This window comes from Actinomycetospora flava, from assembly GCF_037400335.1.
In the GTDB taxonomy this organism is placed as follows: domain Bacteria; phylum Actinomycetota; class Actinomycetes; order Mycobacteriales; family Pseudonocardiaceae; genus Actinomycetospora; species Actinomycetospora flava.
The window spans coordinates 100493-114235 of record NZ_JBBEGM010000010.1 but is presented as its reverse complement, the minus strand read 5'-3'; the positions used below and the strand labels follow the sequence as shown (position 1 = coordinate 114235).

The following is a 13743-nucleotide window of genomic DNA, read 5'->3' as shown; positions in this document are numbered from 1 at the left end:
GGGTGACCGGCTACGGCCACGACGACGTCTTCTTCCCGGTGAGCTCGGCCAGCACGGTCTCGCCGCGGGCCGTCGCCTCGTCGCCGCGTCGCGCGGCCTCGGCGTGGAGGAGCCCGTAGGTGAATCCCGGTTCCCCGGCGTCGTGGGCGAGCTGCACGAGCTCGAGGAGGACCTCCCGTTCGACCACGGTGTCCTGGTGATCGCCGAGGCGGGTCTGCACCTTCTTCGCGACGGCGGCCACGCGCGCGGCGTCGTCGCCGTGCAGCCCCTCCGCCGACTCCGCGGCGTAGCGCAGGCGCTTGGCGGTCTTGCGGACCTCGTGCAGCAGCTCGGCACGCTCCTGTTCGGAGCCCGCCCGCGACACCGCCTTCACGGCGCGACGCACACGGCGCTCGTCGCGGCGGACGCAGCGGGTGAGGACGGCGGCGGCGTCCGCGCCGGCGAGGTCGGTGAGCGGGGGAGCGTCGGTCAGGCGCCGCAGCCCGCTGATCAGGTCGGCGAAGCGGGCGCCATCGAGGACGGTGAGGAGGTCGCGGTGGGCCCGGCGGTAGCGCTGCCGGAGGACCGCGTGCACCCGCTGGTCGACGGGCCCCAGGACGAGCACCTCGGGGATCGTCGCGAGGATCTGCGCGAGCTGCTCCTCCACGACCTCGGCGTCGCGCGCGACCCCGGCCTCGCCGGCGACCCAGCGCAGCTCGTCACGCAGCGGGTCGGTGACCTCGCGGCGCAGCACCGGCCGGTACGTGGCCAGCACGGTCCGCAGACGCCGGGCGGCGACCCGGAACTGGTGGACCGCGTCGGGCTCGTCGGCGCGCACCGGGTCGATCGTCGCGGTCAGCGCGTCCACCCGCGCCCGCACGATGCCGAGCACCACGGTGCCGGCGTCGACCTCGGTGTCCACGAGATCGTGGTACCACGGACGAGCCGTCGCGGAGGTCACGATGACGACGTCGTCGTCGCCGGAAGCGTCCCGACAAGAGAGGTGGACATGATCAGGAGACGCCGCGCGGCGGCGGCCGCCGTCCTCGCGATCGCCGTGACGTGGACGGTGGTCACGGCCGGCCCGGCCGCCGCGATCGCCGACGGTGAGGACGCGCCGCCCGAGTTCGGCTTCGCGGCCTCGCTGAGCATGCGGCTCCAGCCCGTCGTCGGCCCGGGCCTGCCAGCGGCTGCTCGGGCGCGCTCGTCGCCCCGCGCTGGGTGATCACCGCGGGCTACTGCTCGGTCGACCCGTTCTTCAACCGCGTCTCCGGCACGCCGCCCTACGTGATCGAGGTCATCGTCGGCACCGAGCGGTCCGGATCCGGGACGGTGGCGAGGCACGCCGTCCGGATCCTCCAGGCCCCCGGATCGGACGCGGCGCTGGTCGAGCTGGACGAGGCGGTCACCTCGATCGAGCCGCTCGCGGTCTCCCGTGACGCGCCCGCGCCGGGCGAGGACCTCGTCCTCGCCGGTTGGGGCTCCACCGACGCCGCCGCGGACCCCACCCACCGCCCGGAGCGGCTGCAGAGCGGCGAGTTCGAGGTCGCCGGGGTCGCCCCGCGCGAGCTGACCGTGACGGCGACGGGACCGAAGCGGACGACGAGCGCCTGCCCCATGGACTCGGGCGCGCCGTACATGTCCCCGCGCGACGGGAAGCCCCGACTCGTCGCGACCGTCACCAACGGGCCGCCGTGCCCGCACGCCCTCCCGGGGACCGCGGCGCGCACGGACGTGATCGCCGATTGGATCGCCGGACAGACCGGCACGAGGAACTGACCTCGGCCGACGAGCCCGGAGGTCGGGGTCACCCTGCGGATTCGCGAGCCCGTCGTTCGCTCCGTCGGTGGTGTGGGGGCCTCCCGGCCCCACGGATGATCGTGGCGACGGTCGACCCGGGGAGGGCCGCAGGATGGCGGGTTTCACGCTCACGGGGTCGCTGCTGACCCCGCGCGGAACGTTCGGCGCGACGAGACTCGACGACGGGCGGGTCCTCGTCGCCAGCGGGCTGGGCGCCGACGGTTAGGGAGTGCTCGATACCGAGGTGTACGACCAGGCCACCGGACAGTGGAGCAGCGCCGGTGCGCTGCACGGTGTCCACGTGCGGCCGCAGCTGGCGGCCACCGACCAGGGCGCGGCCCTCGTCGGCGGCGACCCGCGGGCGGTGACGTCCGGCTCGAGACGTGGGACGCCGCCACGACTACGTGGCAGTCGCACATCGTCGACCCCTACCTGGGCGCCGCGGACGGCGGAGGTCCTCGACGGATCACCTCGACGTGGTGTGCGGAGCCCGCGCACCCCTGGACCCGCTCGGTACGGGTCGCTTCTTGCGTGTCGCGCTCGTCGACGGATCGGTGACACCGATGCTCACCCCGGACTACGACCGGGCGCACGCCTTCGTGGTCGCGCTCGCCGACGGTTCGGTCCTGGCCTGCTCGGGCAGCGGGGTGGCGGTCGGCGCGTCGGGAGACCTGGTCGAGTACCTCGCCCGGACCTCGGAGCTGTTCGAGCCGGTCGAGGAGGCATGGCGACCGCTCGGACGGCTCGCCGTCCCCACGTCAGCCTCGACGCCGCCGGCCAGTGCCTGGCGGTGCTCGACGTGGACGCCCTGATGGTCGGCGGCAGCGACCAGACCGACACCTACACCGACGTCGTCGAGCACTTCTCGGCGTCGACGGGACGATGGACCCGACGCGCGCCCCTGCCCGACCGTCGCGACCTCCACACGACCACGGCGCTCGACTCGACCACCGTGCTCGTCATCGGCGGTGAGGGCGGGACCGGTGTCCGGGCGGACGGCTACACCTACGACGTCACCACCGACGTGTGGAGCCCGCTCGACGCGATGAACCGGCCCCGCCTGGGACACGCCGCGGTCGTCCTGCCCGACAACTCCGTGCTCGTCGTCGGCGGCGCGGACGACGGGAGCTGCGAGCTCCTCGCGTGATGGTGGGAGTCGGAGGTGTCCGGCGGTAACGGCAGACCGGACGATTGCGACATCTGCGGCGTGACCCGTCACGCCGGGGAGCGGCCCCGACACACGCCGCACGCTGATGCGCTCGACGCCCCGACCGTGACCCTCGGAGTCCAGGGCCCACCGAACCAGCCACCGCCTCCCGGCGCCTGGGCCCGGCCGCCGGCGCCGCCCCAGGCGCCGCCGCCGCCCTCGGCGAACGGGTGGGCGATCGCCGCACTCGTCCTCGGGCTGGTGACGCTGGGGCTGTCGCCGCTGCCCGTGCTCAACCAGGGCGGCATCCTCGCGGGGCTGGTCGGCATCGGGATCGGCATCACCGCGGTGATCGTCGGGCTCCGGCGCGGCAGCCGCATCGTGATGGCCTCCGTGGGTCTCGGGCTGTCCGTCCTCGGGGTCGTGCTGTCGTTCGTCTTCACCGAGATGTACGTCCGCGAGCTGGACCGAGCGTTCACCGATGCGGGCCTGCCGAACGTGTCGGAGTCGTACGTCGCCGGCCCGCGCACCTTCACGCTCGAGGTGACGAGCACGGGGTTGGACTCGCTGTCGAGCGTGAACTGGACGAACTCCACGGGCGGGATGGACTCCGAGCGCGACCGGACCTCGCCCTGGCGGCAGACGGTGACGATCAGCGACGGGGCGGGCGCCATGGTCTCCGGCGGTGGGTGGGTCGACAGCGGAAGCGCGGAGCTCACGTGCACGATCCGCGAAGGCGACCGGGTGGTGGATACGCAGACGGTCCGCGGCCAGTACGTCAACGTCAACTGCGACACCTACTGAGCGGCGCGCTCCCTGCGCTTCCGCTGAGTGGAACGGACGCCCCCCGGCAGGATTCGAACCTGCGACTCCGGCTCCGAGGGAGGACGGCGAACCACGGATACTGTCCCTATCACCAGGGACTCTGCAGGCGCGGGCCGCCGCAGAACCCGCACTCAGCGTGCCTTCGACGTGGGACGTCGGGTGCGGCGGAGGTGGTGGCCTCTCATCCCGAGTGCGACGGCGCCCGAGCCGCGCTCACGGATTTCGCTCGGCCTCCTACAATTTGCATACGGTTGCCGATGGGCTGTCCGGCCCAGCTGCTCAGGGCTGGTGGGTCATTGCGGCACCGTCCGTGGGATTGAACAATTCAAGCATGGAGGATTTCCTCTGCGCGATCTGCTTGATCGAGCACCCGACGACAACGTCTTGCGGTGCGGTGACGATCGTCGATGGCACTGCGATGTGCAGGTCTCATGCGCTGGAGAAAGTCTTCCAACCAATTCGGTCGTGTGAGTGTGCTCGTTTGCCGAAGACTTTCTATCTGAACGAGGCGCCGCGCGGCTGGGCTGACGCGCTCGTCAAAGAGGCAGCAGGGAACTGGAAGGAACTCGTGCATTGCGCTGACTGTGAACGCAACTTCTCGATAGACGGATGGGACAAGTACACCCATCAGGTTGTGGCGCAGATCGAAGACCTGACGCGATGGGAGGAGGAGGCCGACTCCCTCGCTCGTCGTCAGGAATTGATGCTGCGGGTCCGCGGCGGTACGGAGGCGGAGGAGTGCGTGTGGGCAGATTGCTCAGAAGCCCGTGTTCGCGGGGTACTCTACTGCCTGGACCACCTCTGGAAAGTCGGGCGGCGGCGATAGGATATAGGCGGTCGCACGCTAGCACCTCGAGCAGTTCCGGCAGCACCGTGACAACGATCAGGTCGAGGTCGGCCTGGCTGTCGGACCCGCGTACGCGAACTTGCTCGGCGGCCGGGACCATCTACGCCTCGCTCAACGTTCTGCTTGCCATTGCAGGTCGTCCCACGAGACACGGTGTTGCGAACCAAGAGTCAGGTCGGCGTCGGTGAGTGAGTTTGTGGATCAGTCGCTGTCGCCCCGCCGACGACTGCTGCGCATCGCCCGACGGGCGGGTCAGCTCGGAGTTCGCCAGTAGTGAAGATCTCGCGCAGGTCGAATGCGCGGATCTCACGTAGCGCGGACCAGACGGTTTCAGGGTCGTCTCCGGAGCCCCGGTCGTCCCGGGTAAGTGAGCGTCGAAACCGAATTCATCCTGAGCGCGGACGAAGGCCTCTCGCAGCTCACCCTGGCCCAACGGGAGCTCTCGAAAAGGTCGTGGGAGTCCCCAGGTCGGCCCGCGGTCGAGCTTCGCCGCGCCACGATCCTGAATCCCCCCGGATGCATCGTCGTAGGTTCGCGCTCGTGACTCATGCCGGACAGGCCAACTTCGTGACGGCGACTCAGCCGGCCGCGGCATCGCGCGGCCGGACCGAGTGAAGAGATCTGCTTCGGATGGGCCGGTCGAGGCTGTATGAGCGACTTGTCCTGCGACGGTGGAAGTCGAGGAGGACGGACTTCGCCCGGGCGTCGACAGGCGATACCTATGGCGCTCCGGGTGTCCATGACGGGTCAGTCCTCGTCCATGAGCCATGCGATGAGGACGTGGTGCTGGTCGACGGCGATGACGCCGGCGTCGAAGGTGGCCGAGGTGAGGGGTTGCCAGCCCCGTTGCCCAGCTGAGCGCTTCCACCGGCGCAGTGGTCGGTTGATCCACCATCGGGCGTCGCGTCCGGCGTAGGCGGTGATGGCGTCGGCGAGCTCCTCGGCGCGATCGGACCCCACCCGCTCGGTGCTGGTGTAGGCCATGTCTTCGTCGATGATCTCGGCGAGGGCGTCGCGAGCGGTGGCGCGGTCGACCTCGTCGAGCTCGGCGGCTGTGGTGTTCTTCGGCCAGGTGAGGAAGCCGCCGCCGTCTCGGTCGGTGGTTCCGGGCCACAGCGCGGCGGGTGGGTTGGCCAGGACCGCGTCGAGCGCGGCCTCCGTGCTCAGCTGCGGTGGTCGTCGGGTGCGGACCATGGCGCTGCTGCCTCGCTCGGTCTCGACGGCGTCGAACAGAGCTCGCAGCTCGGGTGGGGTTGCGGGGTCCTCGGTGTCGCCGTGGGCGAAGCGGGCGGGCGGCACGCGGGGCCACCAGTCCATCGGTGTATCGAGCGCGGTGATCACGGCGCGGGCGTGGTCGAGGTCGATCTCGGGTGCGGGTCTGGTGTCGCTTGGGGTGACCTCGGGCAACAGGGCGCGGCACGCGCCGCACATCGGAAGCGCGGTGAGCGTTCCATCGGCCTCGACGCGGTAGGTGTCGACGGTGATCTCGGTGATCACCAGTTCGGCGGGTTCGAAGCCGCGGCTCCACAGCAGCGCGGAGACCGCTCGGACGGGGGTGTGCCTCGCGTCTTCGTGGTGGACACCATTCGAGGTCCGTCGTTGGTCGAACAGCGCGTGCAGCGCGAGTTGCTGTTCGGGATGTCGCGGGTCGCTCCATTCCGATTCGACCCGGCCGGTGTGCGGGTCGGTGGCGACGCTGAGCTGGGCCCAGCCCTGTCCGTCCTGGCATCTCATCGGCCGTCATCCCTCGTCGCGATGGACTGGTCGGGCACCTCGGGTGTCATGTCACGTGGTGGTCGGGGGTGGTAGGTGAAGCCGATGGTTTCCAGGTCGGGGTCTGCCTCGATGGCGGCGACGAGATCGGGCGCCCCGATCACTCGGGTGCCCCAGAGGTCGTAGTCGGTCCACAGCAGCCAGGAGCGGTCGGCGGGCCAGATGTTGTCGGGTGTGAGCCCGCCGCGGTTGAGCCGGGCGGCGTCGAAGACCGCCCGCAGCGGTCCGGCGAGTACGACCGGTGTCATCGGGATCGGGCTGTCGAGCGTGTTGTAGAAGCAGAAGCACGGTGTCTCGAACCCGCCGGCGCTGTGCTCGGCCAGCACGGCCAGCAGCCGCTCGGCGCTGAGCGGGTCGAGACTGCCCTCGGGCGGGGTCTGGATCGACTCGGGCCAGCTGCGGATCGGGAACCACCCCGACGACGGCGGCACCGGATACCCCTCGATCTCGCCGCCGTCCAGCGGCGAGCCGAGACGCGCGGCGAGCTCGCGCCAGCGCAACCGCCGCCAACCCGTCGGCGGCGGGTCGTGGAACGGTGTCGACTCGTAGACCAGGATCCCGATCGCGTCCTGGCCCGGGTGCTCGTCGCGCCAGCGCTGCTCGACGCTGCGTGGCACGACGCCGGGCGCGGCGGCCGTCGGGTCCTCCCACATGCCATGCAGCACCCACGTCTCGGCCGGCCATCCCAGCGGCGCGTAGCCCAGGAACCCGGCGTCGTGCTGGCCTTCGAGCCAGTCCAGCTCTGCGTGGACGGCCTCACGCAGCTCGCCGAGCTCGGGCTTCGTGCTCACGTCGTAGATCGTGGCTCACCGGGCACGGTCGCTGTAGGCGAATACACAGATCCGATCCAGGACAGGACAACCGAGGTGGAGCGCCGCTCCGAGCGCCGCGCGGATCGGCGACCCGACGGAGTCGAGGTGCGAGACCCGTGGATGCGGAAGTACCGGACGACCTACAGGCTGCGGGAACGGGTCTCGTGGCCTGCCGGTGTGCGGCACTCTTTGGGTCATGACTGCGACCAACTGTGCGGAGTAGGCGCGCTTGATTCCCAGGAGGCCCTGTGCCTCCGGGGTCGAAGGGCGATGACGCAGGCCACGGAGGGCGCCCCCGGCAGGATTCGAACCTGCGACACCGGCTTTAGGAGAGCCGTGCTCTATCCCCTGAGCTACGGGGGCCCGGGAGAAGGGTAGCGGCAGGGGTGGCCCGGCGATCGTCGTGCCTGAGCGTCCAGCGCGGGCGCGCCGCCGGCCGCCCGACCGGCTGAACCGTTCCGGCGGGCCCCCCGAACCGTTTCGTGCCGACCTCCCATCGGGAACCGGTTGGGCACCGCTGGCCGACGGCCGGCGGTCGGGGCGGCTCCGCCGGCCGTTGAGCCACCAGCGACGGCGGGGTCGTCACCGCGTATCCATGTCTGTGATGTGGGTCACTCGACACGGACGAGCGATCATGGAGACGTGCTCGTCTGCGGGCATGGACCTCGAGACCGTCACGGCTGCGCTCCGCTTCCCCGACACCCTGATCATCGAGGCGGACGGCGACGTCTACGCGATCTGCGATCCGGACGGCACCTACGAGCAACGCCCGCGCAACGGCTGGGCCACGGTGGTCACGTCGGACGCGCACGACACGGCCTCGGACCTCGGGCGGCCCGGCGTCTTCCGCCTGAACCTCGGGCTGCTGCGGGAGCGTGCGGCCGAGGTCGTCGGGGGTCGCACCGATCCCACCGAGCACGACCTCACCGCGCTCGACGTGCTGATGCCGCACCCCGTCTACGGCGCGTACGGCTTCGTCTGCGTCCTCACCCCGGATCAGACGTGGCCGCAGGTGCAGGAACTCATCGACGAGGCGCACGCCCACGCGGTGGCGCGGGAGGGAGCGCGCCGGCCGCGGACACAGCGCTCCTAGAACAGCTCGCGGACGCCCTCGGACTCGGCCGGCATGCGCGAGGAGGGCACGTCGATGCGCCGCGAGTCCTCGGACGCCGCGAGCAGCGCGCGGTGGAAGCGGTCGACCTCGGGGCCGCCGTCGGTCTCCACCACGCGCGCGCCGCGCTCGGTGGCGCCGACCGGCGTGCCGACCAGCTCGAGGCCCGGCTCGGCACCGTCGATGCGGGCGACGTCGAGCTGTGCGAGCCGGTAGAACGTGACCTGCGCGTCGGCGTCGGGCGCGTCCGGGTCGCGGTCGGTCACGACGAGCACGTCCGGCGTGAGCAGCAGTTCGGTGGCCCGGCGGCGCTCACGGCCCCGGCCGAACCAGCCGGTGGTGCCCGTGACGACCTCGGTGCGCACGGCGTGCGTCACCTCGGGCAGCGGGTCGCGGTAGAGCCCGCGCACTGCGGCCTGCTCCTTGATGAGCGAGATGACCGCGGTCGGCAGGCTGTGCACACCGATGACTCGGGCCGACGACTGACGGTGGGTCCCCACGACACCCTCCCCTGCGCGCCGGAGCCGGGGGTCCGTCACCCGGAGGTGCTCGCGACGTCGCATGGGTGAGTTCGGGGTGAATGAAGTCCGTGTTACAGCCGACCTCCGGACGGGGGACAGGAGAGGCATGAGCCACGCTCAGGAAGACGATCTGGCCAGGGCGGCCGATCTCCTGGCCCGCGCGGCGCGCGTGACCGTGCTGACCGGAGCAGGCGTCTCCACCGATTCGGGCATTCCGGACTTCCGTGGCCCGCAGGGCGTGTGGACCCGGAACCCGGCCGCCGAGCGGCTGTCGTCGATCCAGGCCTACGTCGAGGACCCGGAGGTGCGCCGCGAGGCCTGGCGCCAGCGGGCGGTGCACCCGATCTGGGACGCCCGGCCCGGGGCGGCGCACAGGGCGCTCGTCGACCTCGAGCGCTCGGGACGTCTCGTCGCCCTGCTCACCCAGAATATCGACGAGCTGCACCAGGCGGCCGGCTCGTCGCCCGACGTCGTCGTCGAGCTGCACGGCACGATGCACCACGTCCAGTGCCTGAGCTGCGGGGTCCGCGCCCCGATGTCCGACGCGCTCGACCGCGTCGCCGCCGGCGAGGACGACCCGCCGTGCCCGCACTGCGGCGGCATCCTCAAGTCGGCGACGATCTCGTTCGGCCAGAACCTCGACGCCGGCGTCATCCGGCGCGCCCAGCAGGCGGCGGTCGACGCCGACGTCCTGCTCGCCGTCGGCACCTCGCTCGGGGTGCACCCGGCGGCGTGGGCGAGATCCTCCCGCGCCTCGTCGCGGACCTCGACCGGTAGGTCAGCGCCCGGGCCCGTGCAGCCCGAAGATCAGGGTCGGGTCCGCGGGGTCCCAGGAGTCGTCGACCTGCGAGCGGCGCCCGATGTCGCGACAGCGCTCCAGGAGACGCCGCCCGATCGCGAGCTGCCGGTCCTCCCACGCCGCGAGGGCCGCGCCGACGTCCTCGTGCTCCTGCAGCGCGTCCGCCAGCGCCCACGCGTCGTCGGCGGCCTTGGCCGTGCCCGCCGCGGCGTGCGGGCGGACCGCGAACGCGGCGTCGCCGAGCACCGCGACCCGCCCGGAGGTCATCGCGGGCACCTCGATGTCGTAGACGGCCTGCACGAAGGGCTCCCGGGCGCCCGTGACGACCTCGGCGATCGGCGGCGCGAGCTCACGACGCGCGACCTCCCGGAACTCGTCGACCGCCGCGTCGGCGAGCATCCCCGGCGGGACCGACACCCGGCGCTCCTGCCCGTCGCGGCCGGCCAGCAGCCGGTCCAGCGGCTCGCCGTCGGCCACGTTGCGGTACCAGACGAAGTTGGCCAGCCGCTGCCCCGGCGCGGTCGTGCCGCCGGGCCCGGGGATCGGGTAGGCGAGGACGTGGCTGCCGGTGATCACCTGGTAGGTGATCGCGTCGCGGAGCTCGGCGAACGTCGCGGCGGTGAGCTCCTGCTCGGGCACGGTGCCGCGGTAGGCGACGTACCCGGCGTAGCGCGAGGTCGCGTCGGGGAAGAGCCGGTCGCGGGTGAGCGAGTTGATGCCGTCGGCGGCGACGAGCAGGTCGACGTCCTCGGTGTCGCCGTCGGCGAAGGTCACGCGCACGCCGGCGTCGTCGCCGGCGAACGCGGTCATCTCGCGGCCGAGGTGGTACCGGTCGGCGTCGAGGAGCGCCAGCAGCTCGCGGTAGATCGCGTTCCACGACGAGAAGCGGTAGCCGTGGTCGATCCGGTGGCGGCACGAGCCGTCCGGCCAGAGGTAGCGGATCGCCGACGTGCGGGAGCAGAACCCGTCCGGGTCGACGCCGCCGCGCTCGCGGAAGTAGCGCACGGTGGCGTCGAGCACCGCGATCCCCGCGCCACGGGCGTCGAGCTCGGAGCGGGAGCGCTCGTGGACGTGCACGTCGGCGCCGAGGTCGCGGAGCCGCAGGGCGGCGGTCAGGCCGCCGATCGAGCCGCCGACGACGGCGACGCGCAGTGTCACGGCAGGGTCACCGGGGCGGGACGCCGAACGTCGCGATCTTGTCCACGGTGAGCTCGAAGAGGATCCGGCTCTCGTTCACCGAGGCGTCCCGCAGCCCGTACTCGCCGTCGTCGCCCGTGTACTTGAGCCAGATCTTGTTGAGCTGGTCGGTGACCCGCTTGCCCTCGGTGGGGTCGTCCTCGGCGATCTCGCGGCGCACGGTCGTCTTGATGGAGAGCCAGTGGTACGGGTCGTCGGGGTTCATCAGCAGGAACGTCGCGTGCGGGGTGGCGCGCAGCCAGTCGACCTTCTTGCGGTGGTGGGCGAGGTTGAGGAGCACGAGCTCGCCCTCGTAGTCGAACCACACCGGCGTCAGGTTGGGCAGCCCGTCGCTGCCGAGCACGGCCACGGTGGCGGTGACCGGACGGTCGAGGAGCTGGCGGTAGGTCGGGTCCAGCTCGCCGAGGTGGCCGACGTCGTGCCGGTCGCCGACGGTGAACTGCCCGGGCTGCACGCCCTGCGAGACGTCCTTGATGTTGGCGACCTTGATGCTCACTCCAGGTCCTCCCGCGGCGGTGTGGGCGTGATCTGGAGGCCGAGCGTAGGTTCCTGTGATCGGGTACACAACGATCCGCCGAGCCTGGTCAGGAGTCCCGTGACGGCACGATCACTGGCTGTCGATCTCGCGCGGGCGTGGCGGGCGGCGGGGACGTCGGTGCTCTTCGGCGTGCCGGGGGGTGGCGCGAACCTCGACGTCGTCGGGGCGGCCGAGGAGGAGGGCCTGCGGTTCGTCCTCGCCCACGACGAGACCGCGGCCGCGATCATGGCCGGTGCGCACGGCCTGCTCACCGGCACGGCGGGCGCGGCCGTCGTCACCCGCGGTCCCGGGGTCACGGCCGCCGCGACGGGACTCGCGCAGGCCACCCTCGACCGGTCGCCGCTGGTGCTGGTCAGCGACGCCGTCCCGCAGCGGGCGGCGGCGCGGGTCGCCCACCAGCGCCTCGACCAGGAGGCGGCCACCCGGCCGCTCGCGAAGTGGTCGGGCACGCTCGGGACGCGCGAGCCCGGCGCCGTGGCGGAGGGCGCGATCGCGCTCGCGCGCCGGGGACCGGCGGGCGGCGTGCACCTCCAGCTCGACCCGACCGCCGACGGCGGGCCGCCGCCCGAGCCCGGCCCCGACCCGGGCCTCGACGACGGCGCCCTGGCCCGGGCCCGCGCGGTGGCCGCCCGGGCCCGGCGCCCCGTGGTGCTCGTCGGGCTCGCCGGCGTCGACGCGCCGGGTCTGCGAACGCTCGCCGAGGCCGGCGTGCCCGTGCTGTGCACCTACCAGGCCAAGGGCGCGGTCCCCGACGACGCGAGCGCCGGGCTGTTCACCGGCGGTGTCCTCGAGGCGCCGCTGCTGGAGACCGCCGACCTCGTGCTCGCCGTCGGCGTCGACCCCGTCGAACCGATCCCGTCCGCGTGGGCCCACGACGCGCCCGTGGTGATGCTGCACCCCCAGCCCGTCGACGGGCGCTGGTTCGGGGACCCGAAGATCGTCGTCGGGCCGCTCGCACGGACCCTGCCCGCCGTGCTCCAGGTCCTCGACCACGGCTGGGAGCCCGGGGCGGCCGCGGAGCCCCGCCGCCGCACCCTCGCCGCCCTCGAGCCGGCGGGGCCGGGCTTCGCGCCCCACGACGTCGTCCGCGCCGTCGCGCAGCGGGCGACCCCGGCGACGACGCTGACCGTCGACGCCGGCGCGCACATGCTCGTGGCGATGCCGCTGTGGCCCGCGTCCGCACCGCGTCGCGTGCTGATCTCGAACGGGCTCGCGACCATGGGGTTCGCGCTGCCGGCGGCCATCGGGGCCGCGCTGGCCCGGCCGGGCGAGCCGGTGGTGTGCTTCGTCGGCGACGGCGGGCTCGGCATGACCCTCGCCGAGCTCGAGACCGTGGTGCGGCGGGACCTGGACGTCACCGTGGTCGTGTTCGACGACGCCGCGCTGAGCCTCATCGAGATCAAGCAGACCGCGGGCCAGGGCGCGGCGGGCGCGGTGCGCTACGGCGCGATCGACTTCGCGGCGGTGGCCCGCGCGATGGGGATGCCGGCCGACACCGTCACCTCGCGCGCCGAGCTGGACGCCGCCCTGTCCCGGGCGGGGCGCGGTCCGCGTCTCGTCGACGCCCGGATCGACCCCGCCTGCTACGCCGCGGTCCTCACGGCGACGCGGGGGTGACCGGTCAGCGCCCGAAGTCGTTCAGCACGCGCTGGATCGGGATCGGCTGCACGGAGACGTCGCCGAGGAACGGCTGGTCGATCGCGATGGCGACGAAGAGCAGCACGCCGATGGTCGCCGCTAGGCTGCCCGTCATGAACAGGTGCAGGGCGGTGCTGCGCAGGCCGAAGATCATGCCGAAGGCGATGGTGACGACCGCCCCGAGCACGAGCGCCACCCAGAGGACGCCGGGCAGGCCCTGCCCGACGAAGTCGAGGCGCTGGGAGCGGAACGACACGAGCTCGGCGAACCGGTCGGCCTCGACCGCGATGTACTGCTCGCGGACCGGCGTGTCGGCGGGCAGGGCGGCGAGGTGCTCGGCGGTGCGGTCGAGCACCACGGCCACCGCCTGGTGGCCGGCCTCGCCGCGCCCCATCGCGGGCCACTCGTAGGTCAGCACCGCCACGGCGTAGTCGCGCACGTCGGCCTGGACCTGCTCGCGGACCTCGGGCGGGAACGCGACGCTCTCGCGGTAGAGCCCGCGCAACGCGCTCGCCTCCTGCCCGACGATCTCGGAGGCCTGGCTGAACTGCTGCCACGACACGACCACGACGAACGCCAGGAGCACGGCGTAGATGACGCCGACGATCGCGATGAGGTAGCCGGCGACGTCGTTGTGCTCGCCCTCGGCGAGGTGCGGCCACCGGCGGCGCACCAGCACCTGGAGCCCGGTGACGAGCACCGGCCCCACGATCACGAGCAGCACGAAGAGCAGCCAGATCGGCAGCATGGTCATCG

Annotated in this window: 15 protein-coding genes, 1 tRNA gene and 1 pseudogene; 9 read left to right on the top strand and 8 right to left on the bottom strand. The window is 72.5% G+C overall.

Features of this window, described 5'->3' with window-relative positions; genetic code table 11:
* Positions 1 to 10: 10 nt before the first annotated feature.
* Positions 11 to 901, bottom strand: coding sequence for a CHAD domain-containing protein (locus WCD58_RS22545; RefSeq protein WP_337705322.1), 891 nt, complete (start codon positions 899 to 901; stop codon positions 11 to 13).
* 87 nt (positions 902 to 988) lie between these two features.
* Here WCD58_RS22545 and WCD58_RS22540 point away from each other — a divergent pair, with 87 nt between their 5' ends.
* The 6 genes from WCD58_RS22540 (at position 989) to WCD58_RS22515 (ending at position 4577) form a co-directional block, all read left to right on the top strand.
* A complete protein-coding gene (locus WCD58_RS22540; RefSeq protein ID WP_337705321.1) occupies positions 989 to 1204 on the top strand; it encodes a hypothetical protein in 216 nt (71 codons plus the stop codon).
* Positions 1201 to 1758 carry a trypsin-like serine protease gene (locus WCD58_RS22535; RefSeq protein ID WP_337705320.1) on the top strand — a complete coding sequence of 186 codons (558 nt, stop codon included), beginning with the start codon at positions 1201 to 1203 and terminating at the stop codon, positions 1756 to 1758. The genes WCD58_RS22540 and WCD58_RS22535 overlap by 4 nt, the downstream gene beginning before the upstream one ends.
* A gap of 584 nt (positions 1759 to 2342) precedes the next feature.
* Complete coding sequence (locus WCD58_RS22530; RefSeq protein ID WP_337705319.1) at positions 2343 to 2591, top strand: hypothetical protein; 249 nt, start codon at positions 2343 to 2345, stop codon at positions 2589 to 2591.
* Positions 2504 to 2926: a Kelch repeat-containing protein gene (locus WCD58_RS22525; protein ID WP_337705318.1), complete on the top strand. Its 423-nt coding sequence runs from the start codon at positions 2504 to 2506 to the stop codon at positions 2924 to 2926. Before WCD58_RS22530 ends, WCD58_RS22525 begins: the two co-directional genes overlap by 88 nt.
* A gap of 126 nt (positions 2927 to 3052) precedes the next feature.
* The gene (locus WCD58_RS22520) at positions 3053 to 3730 is read left to right on the top strand and encodes a hypothetical protein (RefSeq protein ID WP_337705317.1); all 678 of its coding nucleotides are present in this window, start codon (positions 3053 to 3055) and stop codon (positions 3728 to 3730) included.
* 352 nt (positions 3731 to 4082) lie between these two features.
* Positions 4083 to 4577, top strand: coding sequence for a hypothetical protein (locus WCD58_RS22515; protein ID WP_337705316.1), 495 nt, complete (start codon positions 4083 to 4085; stop codon positions 4575 to 4577).
* A 768-nt stretch (positions 4578 to 5345) separates the two neighbouring features.
* On the opposite strand, the gene WCD58_RS22510 is transcribed toward WCD58_RS22515, so the two are convergent.
* The 3 genes from WCD58_RS22510 to WCD58_RS22500 all read right to left on the bottom strand — a co-directional run bounded on the left by WCD58_RS22510 (position 5346) and on the right by WCD58_RS22500 (position 7546).
* Positions 5346 to 6332, bottom strand: a complete 987-nt coding sequence (locus WCD58_RS22510; protein WP_337705315.1) for a hypothetical protein — start codon at positions 6330 to 6332, stop codon at positions 5346 to 5348.
* Complete coding sequence (locus WCD58_RS22505) at positions 6329 to 7162, bottom strand: hypothetical protein (RefSeq protein WP_337705314.1); 834 nt, start codon at positions 7160 to 7162, stop codon at positions 6329 to 6331. Before WCD58_RS22505 ends, WCD58_RS22510 begins: the two co-directional genes overlap by 4 nt.
* A gap of 311 nt (positions 7163 to 7473) precedes the next feature.
* Positions 7474 to 7546 (bottom strand) — tRNA-Arg (locus tag WCD58_RS22500).
* A gap of 295 nt (positions 7547 to 7841) precedes the next feature.
* Here WCD58_RS22500 and WCD58_RS22495 point away from each other — a divergent pair.
* Positions 7842 to 8276: a DUF6194 family protein gene (locus WCD58_RS22495; protein WP_337705313.1), complete on the top strand. Its 435-nt coding sequence runs from the start codon at positions 7842 to 7844 to the stop codon at positions 8274 to 8276.
* Here the strand turns inward: WCD58_RS22495 and WCD58_RS22490 are convergent.
* On the bottom strand, positions 8273 to 8755 hold the full coding sequence (locus WCD58_RS22490; RefSeq protein ID WP_337705312.1) for a hypothetical protein: 483 nt from the start codon (positions 8753 to 8755) through the stop codon (positions 8273 to 8275). The genes WCD58_RS22495 and WCD58_RS22490 overlap by 4 nt on opposite strands.
* A gap of 100 nt (positions 8756 to 8855) precedes the next feature.
* Here WCD58_RS22490 and WCD58_RS22485 point away from each other — a divergent pair.
* Positions 8856 to 9530, top strand: a pseudogene (locus WCD58_RS22485) (SIR2 family NAD-dependent protein deacylase); the annotation flags it as partial.
* A 63-nt stretch (positions 9531 to 9593) separates the two neighbouring features.
* Here the strand turns inward: WCD58_RS22485 and WCD58_RS22480 are convergent.
* Entirely contained in the window at positions 9594 to 10772 is a 1179-nt protein-coding gene (locus tag WCD58_RS22480; RefSeq protein ID WP_337705311.1) for an FAD binding domain-containing protein, read from the bottom strand.
* A 7-nt stretch (positions 10773 to 10779) separates the two neighbouring features.
* The gene (locus WCD58_RS22475) at positions 10780 to 11307 is read right to left on the bottom strand and encodes a pyridoxamine 5'-phosphate oxidase family protein (RefSeq protein ID WP_337705310.1); all 528 of its coding nucleotides are present in this window, start codon (positions 11305 to 11307) and stop codon (positions 10780 to 10782) included.
* A gap of 99 nt (positions 11308 to 11406) precedes the next feature.
* Here WCD58_RS22475 and WCD58_RS22470 point away from each other — a divergent pair, with 99 nt between their 5' ends.
* Positions 11407 to 12966, top strand: coding sequence for a thiamine pyrophosphate-binding protein (locus WCD58_RS22470; RefSeq protein WP_337705309.1), 1560 nt, complete (start codon positions 11407 to 11409; stop codon positions 12964 to 12966).
* 4 nt (positions 12967 to 12970) lie between these two features.
* Here the strand turns inward: WCD58_RS22470 and WCD58_RS22465 are convergent, their stop codons facing one another.
* Entirely contained in the window at positions 12971 to 13741 is a 771-nt protein-coding gene (locus tag WCD58_RS22465) for a bestrophin-like domain (protein ID WP_337705308.1), read from the bottom strand.
* Positions 13742 to 13743 lie beyond the last annotated feature (2 nt).

Bases quoted from the DNA above. Each gene is read 5' to 3' on its own strand.
- WCD58_RS22495 (WP_337705313.1), top strand. From the start codon at position 7,842: ATGGACCTCGAGACCGTCACGGCTGCGCTCCGCTTCCCCGACACCCTG.
- WCD58_RS22465 (WP_337705308.1), bottom strand. From the start codon at position 13,741: ATGACCATGCTGCCGATCTGGCTGCTCTTCGTGCTGCTCGTGATCGTG.
- WCD58_RS22510 (WP_337705315.1), bottom strand. From the start codon at position 6,332: ATGAGATGCCAGGACGGACAGGGCTGGGCCCAGCTCAGCGTCGCCACC.
- WCD58_RS22540 (WP_337705321.1), top strand. From the start codon at position 989: ATGATCAGGAGACGCCGCGCGGCGGCGGCCGCCGTCCTCGCGATCGCC.
- WCD58_RS22530 (WP_337705319.1), top strand. From the start codon at position 2,343: ATGCTCACCCCGGACTACGACCGGGCGCACGCCTTCGTGGTCGCGCTC.
- WCD58_RS22515 (WP_337705316.1), top strand. From the start codon at position 4,083: ATGGAGGATTTCCTCTGCGCGATCTGCTTGATCGAGCACCCGACGACA.
- WCD58_RS22525 (WP_337705318.1), top strand. From the start codon at position 2,504: ATGGCGACCGCTCGGACGGCTCGCCGTCCCCACGTCAGCCTCGACGCC.